The following is a 14,093-nucleotide window of genomic DNA, read 5'->3' on the forward strand; positions in this document are numbered from 1 at the left end:
GCGAAGGGCGCGGATCGGGTAAAAATTATTATTAGATGAGCATGGCCAGTTGCCGGGCCGCTTGCTCGATGCCATCGGGCAAAGGCAAGGCCGGCATCGCCTGACGGTCGAGTTGTGCGAGTGCAGCCGCGAGATCGCCGTTAACGAGTTGCCGGGCCTCGATTTCATGGCAGCGCCCATGGCTGGCCAGCCAGGCAATCAGGCAGTCCTGTTCGGGCCAGTCATCGCGTCGCTGGTAGAGCACCGGCGTGCCGTTGCAGGCGGCCTCGGTGAATGTGCCATAGCCGGGTTTGGTGATGACTGCATCGACGGAACAGAGCAAGTCGGTAAACGACAGCTTGAAGTGTTCGATGGCGATTGCATCCGGGTGTCGGCATTGCCAGTTGCCCGGTACCAGCCAGCGCACGCCGGGCAGGCGCGGCCACTGTTCGACGGGCAGGTGATGGGCAATGCCGCCCATGGCCACGAGCACGCCTTTATCTGTCCCCAGGCCGAGATCGTGGGCGAGACCGCGGGCGGCAATCGGCGCAACGGGCTGAAGATTGTTCAGTGCCGGCATCGGCATGCCGGGAGTGACGCGCAAGAAGGCCTGTGCGGCGTTGTAGGCGGACAGCATCTCGCGGTGTATCGGCCCGGCCCAGCTTTGATCGCCGAAAAAGTGGGCAAAGAGATCGGCCCAGTTGAGTGAACACAGGCTAGCCGAAGGAATCCCGGCGTTGGCTGCCGCCGCCAGCGGCAGATAGCTGACGTTGGTCAGGACCAGATCAGGTGCGAGTCTGGCCAGAAATTCGCTTTCGGCTGCGACGCGCCCCGGCCAGTCGGCATGTGCCTGGCGATAGGCGGCGGCACTGGCATTCAGATCGACGCGGGTCGAGTCGAGCATGACGTAGCCGAAATCGGTGCTTCCTTCGATCAGGCGGTAAGGCGACTGGATACGTTGGGCCAGCTTGCGGGCCGGCAAGCTGCTGCGCACGGTCAACTGCAAATCAGGCTGCAATTTGCCCAGCGCGTTGAGGACCGGTGCGGTAATCGCCAGATGGCCGAAGCCGTGGCTGGAAATATCGACAAATAAATGCATGACGCATTTTAGCGCGAGACGGCTGTCGCGCCGGCCATTGAAAAAGGCAGCGCGAAGCTGCCTTTCAGGTCCAAACCAGCCTTGCGGCTTAGCGGTTCTTGAACACCGGCTTGCGCTTCTCGACGAAGGCGGCCATGCCTTCCTTCTGGTCTTCCAGTGCGAAAGCCGAGTGGAAGACGCGGCGCTCGAACAGCAGACCTTCGTTGAGCGAGCTTTCGTAGGCGCGGTTGACCGTTTCCTTGATCATCATCGCCACCGGCAGCGAGAAGCCGGCGATGGTCTGGGCGGCCTTCAGGGTTTCTTCGAGCAACTGTTCGGCCGGGATGATGCGGGCGACCAGGCCGGCTTTTTCGGCTTCGGCAGCGTCCATCATGCGCCCGGTCAGGCACATGTCCATGGCTTTGGCCTTGCCGATGGCGCGCGGCAGGCGCTGTGTGCCGCCGGCGCCGGGCATGGTGCCGAGCTTGATTTCCGGCTGGCCGAACTTGGCGGTGTCGGCGGCATAGATCATGTCGCACATCATCGCCATTTCACAGCCGCCGCCCAGCGCGAAGCCCGCCACCGCAGCGATCACCGGCTTGCGGGCAGTTTTGACGCGCTCCCAGTTGCGGGTGATGAAATCGGTCTTGTAGGCGTGCATGTAATCGAAGTCCTTCATGAAGCCGATGTCGGCTCCGGCGGCGAAGGCTTTCTCATTACCGGTGATGACGATACAGCCGATGTTTTCGTCGGCTTCGAAGGCGTCGACCGCGGCACCGATGCCATCGACTACGTCATTGTTCAGTGCATTCATCGCCTCCGGGCGGTTGATGCGGATCAGACCCACTTTGCCGTGGATTTCGGTCAGGACTACTTGTGTCATTGCTGCTCTCCAGAGTGCAAAAAAATGGCCGCCAAGGGCATGCCCCGGGCGGCCCAAGTCGAATGAATCTTGTTATTGAACGAGCGACCAGTCGCCGTTCTTGATCTCAAGCAGGCGGAAAGCCGAGAGATCGAGGCCCATGTGGTCGGTCGCAGACATATTAACCACGCCGCCGGTTCCGACATAGCCCTTGGTCGCTTCGATGGCATCGCGCACGGCGGCCTTATCGGTCGATTTGGCCCGTTTGATGGCGTCGACCGCGATCATCAGACCGTCATAAGCGTGACCGCCGAACGAGGAAACATCGTTCTTCCACTTGTCGTTGTAAGCCTTGGTGTAGGCCGTGACCACCGGCTTTTGCGGGTCCTTGGCATCGAGCTTGTCGGCAACGAGCAGTGCGGCCGCCGGCAGGCGAACCCCTTCGGCGGCCGGGCCGGCGAGTTTGATGAACTCTTCGGAAGCGACGCCGTGGGCGTGATAGATCGGCAGGCTGATGCCCAGTTGCTTGTAGTTCTTGGTGACGATGGCCGGACCCTGGCCGAGACCGAAGACAAACACGGCCTGGACGCCGGCGGTGTTCTTGATCTTGGTCAGTTGCGGGCTCATGTCGGTGTCTTTCGGACCGTAGGTCTCGTTGGCTACCAGCGTGACGCCGTACTTGGCTGCCACGCCTTCGGTTTCCTTCTTGCCGGAATTGCCGAAGCCGCTGGTTTCGGAGAGCAGGGCCACCTTGGTCAGGCCGCGCCTCTTCATGTCCTCGAAGACTTTTTCAGCCGCCATGCGGTCGGTGTGCGGGGTCTTGAAAATCCATTTCTTGACCGGCTCGACAATGACCACGGCACCGGCCAGCGAAATGAAGGGGATGCCGGCTTTTTCAACCAGCGGGGCCATCGACATGGTGGCGCCGGTGGTCGTGCCGCCGACCAGGATGTCGACCTTGTCGTCATCGATCAGTCGCTTGGCAAAGCCGTTGGCCTTGTTGGCATCGCTACCGTCGTCGTAATGCACCAGCTGGAGCGGACGTCCGAGCAGGCCGCCTTTCTTGTTGATGTCTTCGACATACATCTGGATCGTTTTCAGTTCCGGATCGCCGAGGAAGGCGGCCGGGCCGGTGACCGAGAGTACCGAGCCGATCTTGATCGGTTCGGCGGCGATGGCGCCAAAGGCACCGAGGACCAGCGCAGCACCGGCAACCAGCTTCTTGATGGTTTGTTTCATGGTTTGTCTCCTCTGTTTTAATCGTTACGAATTATGGAACACATTCTACTAAAAGAAAACACGGCAAAAATCAGACACGCTCGATCACCATCGCGATGCCTTGCCCGACACCGATACACATGGTGCACAGGGCGTAGCGGCCGCCACGGCGTTTGAGTTCATAAGCGGCGGTGGTGACCAGCCGGGCGCCGCTCATGCCGAGCGGGTGGCCGAGGGCAATCGCCCCGCCGTTGGGATTGACATGCGCCGCATCGTCGGCCAGGCCGAGGTCGCGCAGGACAGCCAGCCCTTGCGCAGCGAAAGCTTCGTTGAGCTCGATGACGTTCATCTGGTCGAGGCGCAGGCCGGTTTTGGCGAGCACCTTGCGCACTGCCGGTGCCGGGCCGAAACCCATGATGCGCGGCAGCAGGCCGGCCGTCGCCATGCCGACGACGCGAACCAGCGGCGTCAGGCCGTACTGGCTGGCGGCGGCGCCGGAAGCGAGCAGCAGGGCGCAGGCGCCGTCATTGACACCGGATGCATTGCCGGCCGTGACCGACAGTTCCGGGCCATTGACGCCTTTCAGCTTGGCGAGCATTTCCAGCGTCGTTTCGGGCCGTGGATGCTCGTCGACCGCGACAATGACCGGGTCGCCCTTTTTCTTCGCGATGCTGACCGGGATGATTTCGTCGGCGAAGCGCCCGGCCGCCTGTGCGGCGGCCCAGCGTTGTTGCGAACGGACGGCGAAGGCATCCTGATCGGCGCGGTTGATGGCAAAGTCGGCGGCGACATTGTCGGCCGTTTGCGGCATCGAATGCGTTTCGTACAACTTCTTCATTTGCGGATTGGCGAAGCGCCAGCCGATCGTCGTGTCGTAGATTGCCGCGCTGCGCGAGAAAGCCGATTCGGCCTTGCCCATGACGAAGGGGGCGCGCGACATGCTTTCGACGCCGCCGGCGATCATCAGTTCGGTTTCACCCGACTTGATCGAACGTGCGGCCAGCCCGATGGCGTCCATGCCCGAGCCACACAAGCGGTTGACCGTGGTACCCGGCACTTCGACCGGCAGGCCGGCGAGCAGGCCGGACATGCGGGCGACGTTGCGGTTGTCTTCGCCGGCCTGGTTGGCGCAGCCGTAGATGATGTCCTCGACGGCCGTCCAGTCGACTTGCGGGTTGCGTTCCATCAACGCCTTGAGCGGGATGGCACCGAGATCGTCGGCGCGCACGCCGGACAGGGCGCCGCCGTAGCGGCCGATCGGGGTGCGGATGGCGTCGCAGATAAAGGCTTCGTTCATCGTCATGTCCTCAGTTCTGCTTCGGGCGTTCGTCGAGCACACGGCGGGCCTTGCCGACCTGGGTGCGCGGAATGGAGTCGAATTCCATGACCGTGACCTTGGTCGAAATGCCGATGATGGTCTTGATCCGGTGCTGCAGTTCCTTGGTGATGGTCTGGATGTCGGCCGTACTCAGCTTGCCGGCCAGTTCGTGCTGGGTTTCGCAGCGTACTTCGACATTGTCGAGGTGGCCGTCACGGGTCACGACGACCTGGTAATTGCCGGACAGGCGCTGGTCGCGCAGGATCTGTTCCTCGATTTGGGTCGGGAAGACATTGACGCCGCGGATGATCAGCATGTCGTCGGAGCGGCCGGTGATCTTGCCGATCCGGCGGAAAGAGCGGGCAGTCGGCGGCAGCAGGCGGGTCAGGTCGCGGGTGCGGTAGCGGATGACCGGGAAGGCTTCCTTGGTCAGCGAGGTGAACACCAGTTCGCCTTCTTCGCCATCGGCTACCGGTTCACCGGTTTCCGGGTTGATGATCTCGGGGTAGAAATGGTCTTCCCAGATCACCGGGCCATCCTTGGTTTCGATGCATTCACAGGCGACGCCCGGCCCCATGACTTCGGTCAGGCCGTAGATGTCGATCGCGTCGATGCCCAGCTTGCGCTCGATTTCGGCGCGCATGCCTTCACCCCACGGCTCAGCGCCGAAGATGCCGACCTTGAGTGAAATATCTTCCGGCTTGATGCCCTGGCGCTCGAACTCCTCGGCGATGACCAGCGAGTAGGACGGCGTGACCATGATGATGTCCGGCTGGAAATCGACGATCTGCTGAACTTGCTTCTCGGTCTGGCCGCCGGACATTGGCACGACGGTGCAGCCGAGGCGTTCGGCACCGGCATGGGCGCCCAGGCCGCCGGTGAACATCCCGTAGCCGTAGGCGTTATGCAGCATGTCGCCGGCCCGGCCGCCAGCGGCGCGGATCGAGCGGGCGACCAGGTTGGCCCAGTTGTCGAGGTCGTTCTTGGTGTAGCCAACGACGACCGATTTGCCGGTCGTGCCGCTGGAAGCATGCAGGCGGGCGACTTTTTCGCGCGGCACGGCAAACAGGCCGAAAGGATAGTTGTCGCGCAGGTCGGTCTTGGTCATGAACGGGAACTTGGCGATATCGGCCAGCGTTTGCAGTTCATCCGGGTGCACGCCCTTGTCTACGCACTTCTTGCGATAGGCCTCGACGTTGTCGTAAGTGTGGCGGACCGACCATTTCAGGCGTTCGAGCTGGAGCGCCGAGATTTCTTCGCGGCTGGCGGTTTCAATCGGCTCAAGCTCGCCGGGCAGCGGTTTTTTTGCAGTCATGATGTCTCTCTCCGTTGTTTTGGTCAGGCGGCCTGATCGGCCTGTTGTAATCCGGCGATGACTTCGCCGGCGATACGGTAGCTCTTGCCCCGGAACAGGGCGATGGTCTGGCCGTTTTCACCGCGCACGGTGATGTCGTACACGCCGGTCCGGCCGGCCAGCGAACGTTCGACGGCTTCGGCTTCCAACGTTTCGCCTTCCTTGCCGGGCGCGAGAAAGTCGATGTGGCAGGCCGAGGCGACGGTGTTGCGGTTGTAGCTGTTGCAGGCGAAGGCGAAGGTGCTGTCGGCCAGCGTGAAAATGAAACCGCCGTGACAGATGTGATGCCCGTTGACCATGTCGCCGCGGACTTTCATCGCAATCCGGGCATAACCCGGCCTCACTTCGCGGATTTCCATGCCCATGCCCTGGCTGGCGCGGTCGCGCGACCACATGGCCTGCGTGACTTCTTCAGCCAGCGCCTGGGCAGCGTTGTCGTGTGGATCAGCCATGAATCTTCCTTCCGGCAAAAACGGCGCGCTGGATCAGCGGTGAAATGCGGTAGCGGTCCTCGCCGTAGCTCGCGCCGAGGTGGGCCAGTACGTCGCGGATCGTTTCAACGCCGACCTGATCGGCCCAGGCGAGCGGCCCTTGCGGATAATTGACACCAAGTCGCATCGCGGCATCGGCCGCGGTTTCCGAGCAAACGCCCTGGTTGACCGCGTCAGCCGCTTCATTGGCCAGCATGGCAACGGTACGCATGACGGCCAGTCCGGGAATGTCGAGAAAGCGGCTGACGGCGAAACCGGCTGCTTGCAGCAGCCCGGTGGCGGCGGCGATGGCCGATGGCTCGCATTGTTCGGCCGCAGCCATGGCCAGTCGGGTCGCCTTGTCGTAGTCGAGCGCCAGATCGATCAGCACGGTGTTGTCTACGCCCGATTCGGCGGCGCGCTGGGTGGCGCTGCGGCCGTCGGTGACGTAGATCACGGCGCGGCCGATTTCGGCGATCCGGCCGTCCCCCAAGGGGACTTCCTTCGGGGCGCCCCCCAAGGGGACTTCCTTCGGGGCGTCACTGTCCGGGGCGCGGCTGAACGACAGGCCGGAGTGGGTCAGGCGATCGGCCAAGGCTTCGGCCGCGATGGACTCGCCACAAACGACGATCATCCCGGCCGGTACCTGGGCGGCTTCGGTTTGTGCTGTTGGGCGTACGGCACCCTCGCGATAGTCATAGAAACCACGGCCGGTCTTCTTGCCGAAGAAACCGGCATCGACCAGTTCCTGCTGAATCAGCGAGGGCAGAAAACGCTGGTCGTTGTAGAAGGCGCGCCACACCGAGTTGGTCACGGCGAAATTGACGTCGTGGCCGATCATGTCCATCAGCTCGAACGGGCCCATGCGGAAACCGCCGGCTTCGCGGCAGCAGGCGTCGATCGTTGCGTAATCGGCCGCGCCTTCCTGGGCCAGGCGCAGGGCCTCGGCGTAGTAAGGACGGGCGACGCGATTGACGATGAAACCGGGTGTCGACTTGGCATGCACCGGGGTCTTGCCCCAGGCCGCGGCGCTGGCGAACAGCGTGTCGGCGACGTTTTTGTCGGTGGCCAGGCCGGAAACAATCTCGACCAGCGCCATCAGCGGGGCCGGATTGAAAAAGTGCAGCCCGGCCAGACGTTCCGGATGTTTCAGTGCCGCGCCGATGGCGGTCACCGAAATCGACGAGGTGTTGGTCCCGAAAATGCAGTCCGGGTCGACGATGGCTTCGAGATCGCGGTACAGCGTCTGTTTGGCTTCCAGGCTTTCGACAATCGCTTCGACGATCAGGCCGGCATCGGCCAGATCGGCCAGTTGATGTACGGCACTCAGCCGGGCGCTGGCTGCGGCGGCAGCTTCCGCGGTCAACTTGCCTTTTTCGGCCATTTTGGCGAATTGGGCACGAATGCCTTCAACCGCACGGGCGGCGGCATCCGGCCGGTTGTCGAGCAGCTTGACCGGGTGGCCGGCCGCGGCCGCCACCTGGGCAATGCCGGCGCCCATCGCGCCGGTGCCGACAACGGCAATGATGGTCTGCTGGGGCAGGGGCGTGTGGCTCACGCTTTCACTCTCCGGTGAAATTCGGCGCACGCTTTTCGGTGAAGGCCTTGACGCCCTCGGCGTAGTCCGGCGACCAGCCGAGTTCGCGCATCATGCCGCCTTCGAAGGACAGCTGTTGTTCGAGCGTGTGGCCGGGGGCGGCATGCATTGCCTGACGGGTGCGGACCAGGGCCTTGGTTGGCGCGGTCGACAGCTGTTTGGCCAGCGAATCGATCCGTGCGGCAAACTCGGCATCCTCGACACATTCCCAGATCAGGCCCCATTCGGCGGCCTTCTCGGCCGGCATTTTCTCGGCCAGCAGGGCCAGGCCCATGGCGCGGGCCATGCCGACGCGCTGCGGCAGGAACCAGGTGCCGCCGGTATCCGGAATCAGGCCGATCTTGCTGAAAGCCTGCAGGAAGGAGGCGGACTTGGTGGCGATGACCAGATCGCAGGCCAGCGCAACCGACGCCCCAGCCCCGGCCGCAATGCCGTTGACCGCGGCAATGGTCGGCACGCGCAGGTTCTGCAGGCGCAGCACGAGCGGCTTGTAATTGCGTTCGACGGTGTTGCCGATGTCCGGCATCTTGCCGGCCTGGATCTGCATGGCACGGTCACCGAGATCCTGTCCGGCCGAGAAGCCGCGCCCGGCGCCGGTCAGCACCAGGACGCGAATCGAGGTGTCGGCCTGGACCTGGTCGAGCGCGACGCGCAGTTCGGCATGCATGTCGTCGGTGAAGCTGTTGAGCTTGTCCGGACGGTTCAGGGTCAGGCGGGCGATGCCGTCCTGGACTTCAAACTTGATGTTCTCGAAATTCATTTAGTTCTCCTGGGCAACGTGATAGCGGCGCTGGACGACCCGGAAACGATTGGCGACGAAGGCCGAATCGGCGTAGGACGCATTGGCTGCCGGGTTGCCGCCGGTGCCATGGTAGTCGGAGAAAGCGGCCGACTGATTGACGAAGACGCCGCCGGTCAGGTTGATCGACAGGGCGACTTTGGAGCGCATCGTGGCGGCGGTCATTGCATCGATCACTTCGGCCTTGGTCGAATAGACGCCGGCGGTCAGGGCGCCGTGGGTGCGGACGATGCGCTCGGACAGGGCGATGGCGGCTGCCGTGTCGGCGACCTTGACGATGAAGCTGATCGGGCCGAAACGCTCTTCCATATAGGCTTTTTCGTCGGAAGCATCGCAGGCAAGCAAGACCGGGGTACGGACTTCGGCGTTCGGGAATTCCGGGTTTTCCAGCTTCTGCGAAGCGAGGATGACCTTGCCGAGCGAGCCGCTGTCGGCTTCGGCAACGCGCTTGATGGTGTCGGCCGACTGCATGGCGCCGAGTACGGCGTGCGCCACTTCCGGCTTGGACAGGAAGCCGGAGACGGCCTTGGCCAGGTCGGCGCAGACATCGTCGTAGGACTTGTGGCCATCTTCGGTGTCGATGCCGCCGGCCGGTACGAACAGGGCCTGCGAGGTGGTGCACATCTGGCCGGAGTAGAGCGACAGCGTGAAGGCCAGGTTGCGCAGCATCGGCTTGTAGGCATCGGTCGAGTCGATGACGATGTTGTTCACACCGGCCAGCTCGGCATAGACCTGAGCCTGGCGGCAATTGTCGATCAGCCACTGGCCGAAAACGTTGCCGCCGGTGAAGTCGATCGACTTGACGGCCGGATCGGTCACCAGCTTCTGCGTCGTTTCGCGCTGGTCGGTCACGCACAGCGTGACCAGGTTGGGATCGATGCCGTTTTCGGCGAGCACGGCGCGGATCGTGCGCACCGTGATGGCGGCCGGTAGGATGGCCTGGCTGTGCGGCTTGACGATCACGGCGTTGCCGGTGGCCAGCGCAGCGAAAACGCCGGGGTAGGTATTCCAGGTCGGGAAGGTGCCGCAGCCGACGACGACGCCGACGCCGCGTCCGACGATTTCAAAATGCTTCTTCAGGACCAGCGACGGGTTCTTGCCCTGCGGTTTTTCCCAGATCGTTTCAGCCGGGACAAAAGACTGTTCGCGCCAGGCGTAGGCGACGGCTTCAAGGCCGCGGTCCTGGGCGTGCGGGGCGCCGGCCTGGAAGGCCATCATCCAGCCCTGGCCGGTGGTCAGCATCACGGCGTGGGCCAGTTCGAAACTTTGCTTGTTCAGACGATCGAGGATTTCGACACAGATGCCGGTGCGGCCTTCGGCGCCGACTTTCTGCCAGCCGTCCATGGCCTTTTCGCCGGCGGCGATCAGCGCGGCGTGATCACACACCGGGTATTGCACATTCAGTTCGACGCCATAGGGCGATTTTTCACCGCCGGTCCAGCCGCTCTGGCCGGGCTGGCCCAGTTCGAATTGCTTACCGAGATGGGCTTCGAAAGCCTTCTTGCCGTCTTCCGGGGCGGTTTCGCCATAAGCGCGCGGGCTCGGCATTTCGTTGAAGGCTGCCCAGTAGCCGCGCGTGGCGATGGCATTCAGGGCGCTGTCGATGGTGGTGCGGTGTTTGTCGAACATGGGATGGGACATCTTTTTCTCCTGGGATGAGCGTTTTCTGGGCAGGCACAGCACTTTATCCATGACTGAAAAGGCTGTTGCGTTACCAATGTATCGATCTGTTGTTGATGCAATGTATCACATTGGAGGGTAATGTAAACCAGTTTTGAATAACGTAATTTGTTCCATTGTGTTCCAAAAACAATAATTAAAACAACAAATGTTTCTTGTTTATGAAAGGATTTTTGGACGTTGAATTATGTATTTTCGGATTGGTTCCATAAATAATTTGCTCAACGTGATACAAAAAGCGTTGACAAGATGCTTTGTTGTGTAACATGATGTTTCCACGGCAGCCAGTGATTGGCCCGGCCCCCAACCTGAAGACATGAATTAGGAGGAGATATGGCAAGTAAAGAAAAATTCGCGGACAAAATGGAATTTCCGCCGGCAATCGAGCAGCCGAACATCTATCCGCTGTCCTGGAACAGCAAGACCAAGAAGCTGCAGGAAGTCTGGGAAGCCGCCCGTCGTGAAGACTGGGACCCGGAAAAGCTGCCCTGGGACACGCTGGATGTCGATACCTACACCTGGGAAGAGCGCGAATCCATCGCCTACTGGTGGAGCCTGCTTTCCGTGTTCGACGCATCGGCCCCGCCGGTTTTTGCCGAAGCCCTGATCAAGACCTACGAAGTGCATGAGGAAGATCCGGTTCGCAAGTGCTTCTTCTCGGTCACCCGTGACGAGCAGAACCACGAAATCATGTGTGGCCTGGCGATCACCAAGCTGCTCGGCCATCCGGACCCGATCACCTACGTGCCGAAGACCGACCTCGGCCGCCGCCTGCAGAAGAACGTGCAGTGGCTGTATTTCAACGGTGCGCGTTACTGGAACGGCTACAAGCAAGCCGTGCCGAAGTACGACCTGGCCGTGCTGTTCAGCTCCTTCCTGATGGGCGAAATCGCTGCCGCCACCATCTTCAAGCAGATGTTCGACAACTCCCGCGAAGCTGTCTTCAAGGAAGGTTTCAAGAACATCGGCCGTGATGAAGGCCGCCACATGGCGATCTGCATGGCCGTGATGGAACGCGATTACCCGGGCCTCAAGGAGGAAACCAAGGCGGTTGTTACCAAGCAGATCCGCGCCGGTTACCTGTTCCTGTCGGCCGTGCTGTTCGAGCCGCCGATGGAATTCTGGGACCTGCCGGCCGACTTCATCGCCAACCAGCGCGAAGGTGAAGAAGTGGCGCGTGGCGCCGGCTTCGGTATCCCGACCTACGAGGCCAAGAAGGAAAACTGGAAGAATGCGATGATCAACCTGAAGGGTGTGCTCGATCGCTACAACATCCCGTTCCCGGCCATTCCGGAAGTCGGCATCACCGGCCAGGAAGTCAGCGATGTGGATCTGGATGACATCATTCCGGTCTTCTGATCGACGCCGTTCAGTCAATCACCCGTTCCAGTGATGAATTTCACCCGGAACGGGCGGTAGACCGCAGTATTTGCTCCGGCCGGTGCCCTGAAAAGGGTGCCGGCCTTGCCGCAACAGAGAAACCAATAAAACTAGGGGAAGAAAAATGGCTCGCATCATCATGCAACCCTCGGGCAAGTCGGTCGAATGCGCTTATGGCGATACCGTGCTGATGGCCCTTGAAAAGGCCGGCTACGCGCTGCCCAACAACTGCCGCGCCGGTGCTTGCGGCGAATGCAAGGTCAAGGTCACAACCGGCCAGTTCGATCAGGGCATGGTGCTCGACATGGCGCTGTCGCAGGACGAGCGCAAGCAAGGCTACGGCCTGATGTGCATGGCCAAGCCGATTTCCGAAGAACTGGTGATCGAGTGGGGCACCGAGGACGCCAAGCCAAAACTCTTCCCGCCGCGCGAAGATGCGCTGTTCGTGGTCACCGACAAGCGGCCGATTGCCGCCCGTGTCGTTGAACTGCGCTTGCGTCCGGTCGGCCAGCCGATCCGCTACTGGCCGGGCCAGTACGTGACCGTCGGCAATCCCCGTGCCGAAGTGCCGTCGCGTGCCTATTCGATTTCCAATGCCCCGCGTCCGGACGGCGAACTGGTGCTGCAGGTTGCCCGGGCCGAGGGCGGCGTGACCAGCAACTGGATTCACGACAGCCTGAACATCGGCGAAAACGTCAAGATTTCCGGCGCCTACGGGACTTTTATCGGCGATCCGTCGGTCGATACGCCGGTGCTCTGCCTGGCGGCAGGAACCGGTCTGGCACCGGTCCTGGCGCTGGCCGAAGCGGCGCTGCGCCGTGGCTTCAAGAAGCCGGTGACGATGGTTTTCTCGGCCCGCACCAAGGAAGACGTTTACAGCCAGGGGATGATGGCCTGGTGGCGCACCAAGCATCGCAATTTCGACTACAAGGTGACGCTGACCCGCGAAGAAACCGAGGGTTATCTCAATGGCCGGGTCGATGCCGTGTTGCCGAAACTCTTCCCCGATCTCTCCAAACACACCATCTTTGCCGCCGGCAGCCCTGAATTTGTCGAGACCTGCGTCGCGACCGTCAAGGCGCTCGGTGCCCGCGAAGAACTGATCCATACCGAAGGTTTCTTCGCCCAGCAGCAACCCGTCGTGGCGGATGCCGACCATCTGTTGCCGCTGTGATTACCTGATTATCCTGTTCAGGCGGGGGCGGAGCCGTTAACATGCGCAAGTTATCCGCCCCGCCCGTTCAGGTCATTTCCGTGATTCAACCGATCCACAGTCGTCTCGAAGACTTTCGGCAGCAACGCCGGGTGCAGGCCGGCTCGCTCATCATTTCTGTCTTCGGCGACGCCGTCCTGCCGCGCGGCGGCCGCATCTGGCTTGGTAGCCTGATCCGCCTGCTCGAACCGCTCGAACTCAACGAACGCTTGATTCGCACCTCCGTGTTCCGGCTGGCCAAGGAAGAGTGGCTGCGCACCGAAACGGTCGGTCGGCGTGCCGACTATGTCCTGACCAACTCCGGGCGGCGACGTTTCGAAGAGGCTTCGCGGCACATCTACGCAGCCCACGCACCGCTCTGGGATCGCCGCTGGCGGCTGATTCTGGCGGTCGGCGATTTTGACCCGAAAGAGCGCGAACGCTTGCGTCGCGCGCTCTTCTGGCAAGGCTTCGGCGTGCTCGGGGCCGACTGTTTCGTGCATCCCTCGGCCGATCTGACGGCCGCCTTCGATGCGCTGGTGGCCGAAGGCCTGTCCGACTTGCTCGACCGACTGATGCCGCTGCTCGCCGCCGATTCGCGTTCCGGCCTGTCGGCCAACGACGCCGACCTGGTGCGCCGGGCCTGGAATCTCGAAGAGCTCGGCACGGCTTATGCCGGGTTTGTCAGCACCTACCTGCCTATCCTGGCCGAACTGCGCCGCGACCGGCAGGTCGAGGTCGATCCGGAAGATGCCTTCCTGCTGCGCACCTTGCTGATCCACGACTATCGCCGCCTGCTGCTGCGCGACCCGGAACTGCCCGACGTGCTGCTGACGGCCGACTGGCCGGGCCAGAAGGCGCGGCTGTTGTGCAAGGAACTCTATCGTCGCCTGGCACTGGCTTCCGAGCGGCATCTCGACAAGTTCCTGACGCTGGCGGATGGCAGTGCCCCGGCCAGCGACCCGGCCTATGCCGAACGTTTCCCGCTCGACGACCCGCTCAACTCGATGGCGCTGTAAGCCGCAGGCTACGCCGACCAGTTTCGGCGCGTCCCGATTTCCCCCTGTTTTCGCGGTCGACCGCGGCATCCGGCAAAAAATACGGCCTTTGATTCAAGCGGCATGAAGCCAGCGAAGCTGCCGTTTTTTTGTCATTGAACCGCAACA

The 14,093-nt window shown here is 62.2% G+C and carries 12 protein-coding genes; 3 read left to right on the top strand and 9 right to left on the bottom strand.

Going from position 1 to position 14,093, the window contains the following annotated elements; translation table 11 throughout:
• Positions 1–31: 31 nt before the first annotated feature.
• The 9 genes from KI614_RS00785 to paaN form a co-directional block, all read right to left on the bottom strand.
• Positions 32–1,078 carry a hypothetical protein gene (locus KI614_RS00785; protein ID WP_226407217.1) on the bottom strand — a complete coding sequence of 349 codons (1,047 nt, stop codon included), beginning with the start codon at positions 1,076–1,078 and terminating at the stop codon, positions 32–34.
• 88 nt (positions 1,079–1,166) lie between these two features.
• A complete protein-coding gene (locus KI614_RS00790; protein ID WP_203468228.1) occupies positions 1,167–1,940 on the bottom strand; it encodes an enoyl-CoA hydratase in 774 nt (257 codons plus the stop codon).
• 72 nt (positions 1,941–2,012) lie between these two features.
• Complete coding sequence (locus tag KI614_RS00795) at positions 2,013–3,158, bottom strand: ABC transporter substrate-binding protein (RefSeq protein WP_226407218.1); 1,146 nt, start codon at positions 3,156–3,158, stop codon at positions 2,013–2,015.
• A 70-nt stretch (positions 3,159–3,228) separates the two neighbouring features.
• The gene (pcaF, locus tag KI614_RS00800) at positions 3,229–4,434 is read right to left on the bottom strand and encodes a 3-oxoadipyl-CoA thiolase (protein ID WP_226407219.1); all 1,206 of its coding nucleotides are present in this window, start codon (positions 4,432–4,434) and stop codon (positions 3,229–3,231) included.
• A 10-nt stretch (positions 4,435–4,444) separates the two neighbouring features.
• Complete coding sequence (paaK, locus tag KI614_RS00805) at positions 4,445–5,770, bottom strand: phenylacetate--CoA ligase PaaK (RefSeq protein ID WP_226407220.1); 1,326 nt, start codon at positions 5,768–5,770, stop codon at positions 4,445–4,447.
• A 23-nt stretch (positions 5,771–5,793) separates the two neighbouring features.
• On the bottom strand, positions 5,794–6,261 hold the full coding sequence (gene paaI, locus KI614_RS00810) for a hydroxyphenylacetyl-CoA thioesterase PaaI (RefSeq protein ID WP_226407221.1): 468 nt from the start codon (positions 6,259–6,261) through the stop codon (positions 5,794–5,796).
• Entirely contained in the window at positions 6,254–7,780 is a 1,527-nt protein-coding gene (locus tag KI614_RS00815; RefSeq protein ID WP_413464186.1) for a 3-hydroxyacyl-CoA dehydrogenase, read from the bottom strand. The genes paaI and KI614_RS00815 overlap by 8 nt, the downstream gene beginning before the upstream one ends.
• A gap of 61 nt (positions 7,781–7,841) precedes the next feature.
• Positions 7,842–8,636, bottom strand: a complete 795-nt coding sequence (paaG, locus tag KI614_RS00820; protein ID WP_203468234.1) for a 2-(1,2-epoxy-1,2-dihydrophenyl)acetyl-CoA isomerase PaaG — start codon at positions 8,634–8,636, stop codon at positions 7,842–7,844.
• A complete protein-coding gene (gene paaN / locus KI614_RS00825) occupies positions 8,637–10,316 on the bottom strand; it encodes a phenylacetic acid degradation protein PaaN (RefSeq protein WP_226407223.1) in 1,680 nt (559 codons plus the stop codon).
• Between the two features lie 372 nt (positions 10,317–10,688).
• Here paaN and KI614_RS00830 point away from each other — a divergent pair, with 372 nt between their 5' ends.
• The 3 genes from KI614_RS00830 to paaX all read left to right on the top strand — a co-directional run bounded on the left by KI614_RS00830 (position 10,689) and on the right by paaX (position 13,946).
• Positions 10,689–11,714, top strand: coding sequence for a hypothetical protein (locus KI614_RS00830; protein ID WP_226407224.1), 1,026 nt, complete (start codon positions 10,689–10,691; stop codon positions 11,712–11,714).
• Positions 11,715–11,859: 145 nt separating this feature from the next.
• Positions 11,860–12,909 carry a 2Fe-2S iron-sulfur cluster-binding protein gene (locus KI614_RS00835; protein ID WP_203468237.1) on the top strand — a complete coding sequence of 350 codons (1,050 nt, stop codon included), beginning with the start codon at positions 11,860–11,862 and terminating at the stop codon, positions 12,907–12,909.
• 41 nt (positions 12,910–12,950) lie between these two features.
• Positions 12,951–13,946 carry a phenylacetic acid degradation operon negative regulatory protein PaaX gene (paaX, locus tag KI614_RS00840; protein WP_226407225.1) on the top strand — a complete coding sequence of 332 codons (996 nt, stop codon included), beginning with the start codon at positions 12,951–12,953 and terminating at the stop codon, positions 13,944–13,946.
• Positions 13,947–14,093: the final 147 nt, after the last annotated feature.

Origin of the sequence: Dechloromonas denitrificans (assembly GCF_020510665.1) — a bacterium.
Classification (GTDB): Bacteria; Pseudomonadota; Gammaproteobacteria; order Burkholderiales; family Rhodocyclaceae; genus Azonexus; species Azonexus denitrificans_B.

What these genes read in the sequence shown, in the direction of transcription:
- KI614_RS00785 (WP_226407217.1), bottom strand. Translation starts at nt 1,078, where the DNA reads ATGCATTTATTTGTCGATATTTCCAGCCACGGCTTCGGCCATCTGGCG.
- KI614_RS00790 (WP_203468228.1), bottom strand. Translation starts at nt 1,940, where the DNA reads ATGACACAAGTAGTCCTGACCGAAATCCACGGCAAAGTGGGTCTGATC.
- KI614_RS00795 (WP_226407218.1), bottom strand. Translation starts at nt 3,158, where the DNA reads ATGAAACAAACCATCAAGAAGCTGGTTGCCGGTGCTGCGCTGGTCCTC.
- pcaF (WP_226407219.1), bottom strand. Translation starts at nt 4,434, where the DNA reads ATGAACGAAGCCTTTATCTGCGACGCCATCCGCACCCCGATCGGCCGC.
- paaK (WP_226407220.1), bottom strand. Translation starts at nt 5,770, where the DNA reads ATGACTGCAAAAAAACCGCTGCCCGGCGAGCTTGAGCCGATTGAAACC.
- paaI (WP_226407221.1), bottom strand. Translation starts at nt 6,261, where the DNA reads ATGGCTGATCCACACGACAACGCTGCCCAGGCGCTGGCTGAAGAAGTC.
- KI614_RS00815 (WP_413464186.1), bottom strand. Translation starts at nt 7,780, where the DNA reads ATGGGCGCCGGCATTGCCCAGGTGGCGGCCGCGGCCGGCCACCCGGTC.
- paaG (WP_203468234.1), bottom strand. Translation starts at nt 8,636, where the DNA reads ATGAATTTCGAGAACATCAAGTTTGAAGTCCAGGACGGCATCGCCCGC.
- paaN (WP_226407223.1), bottom strand. Translation starts at nt 10,316, where the DNA reads ATGTCCCATCCCATGTTCGACAAACACCGCACCACCATCGACAGCGCC.
- KI614_RS00830 (WP_226407224.1), top strand. Translation starts at nt 10,689, where the DNA reads ATGGCAAGTAAAGAAAAATTCGCGGACAAAATGGAATTTCCGCCGGCA.
- KI614_RS00835 (WP_203468237.1), top strand. Translation starts at nt 11,860, where the DNA reads ATGGCTCGCATCATCATGCAACCCTCGGGCAAGTCGGTCGAATGCGCT.
- paaX (WP_226407225.1), top strand. Translation starts at nt 12,951, where the DNA reads ATGCGCAAGTTATCCGCCCCGCCCGTTCAGGTCATTTCCGTGATTCAA.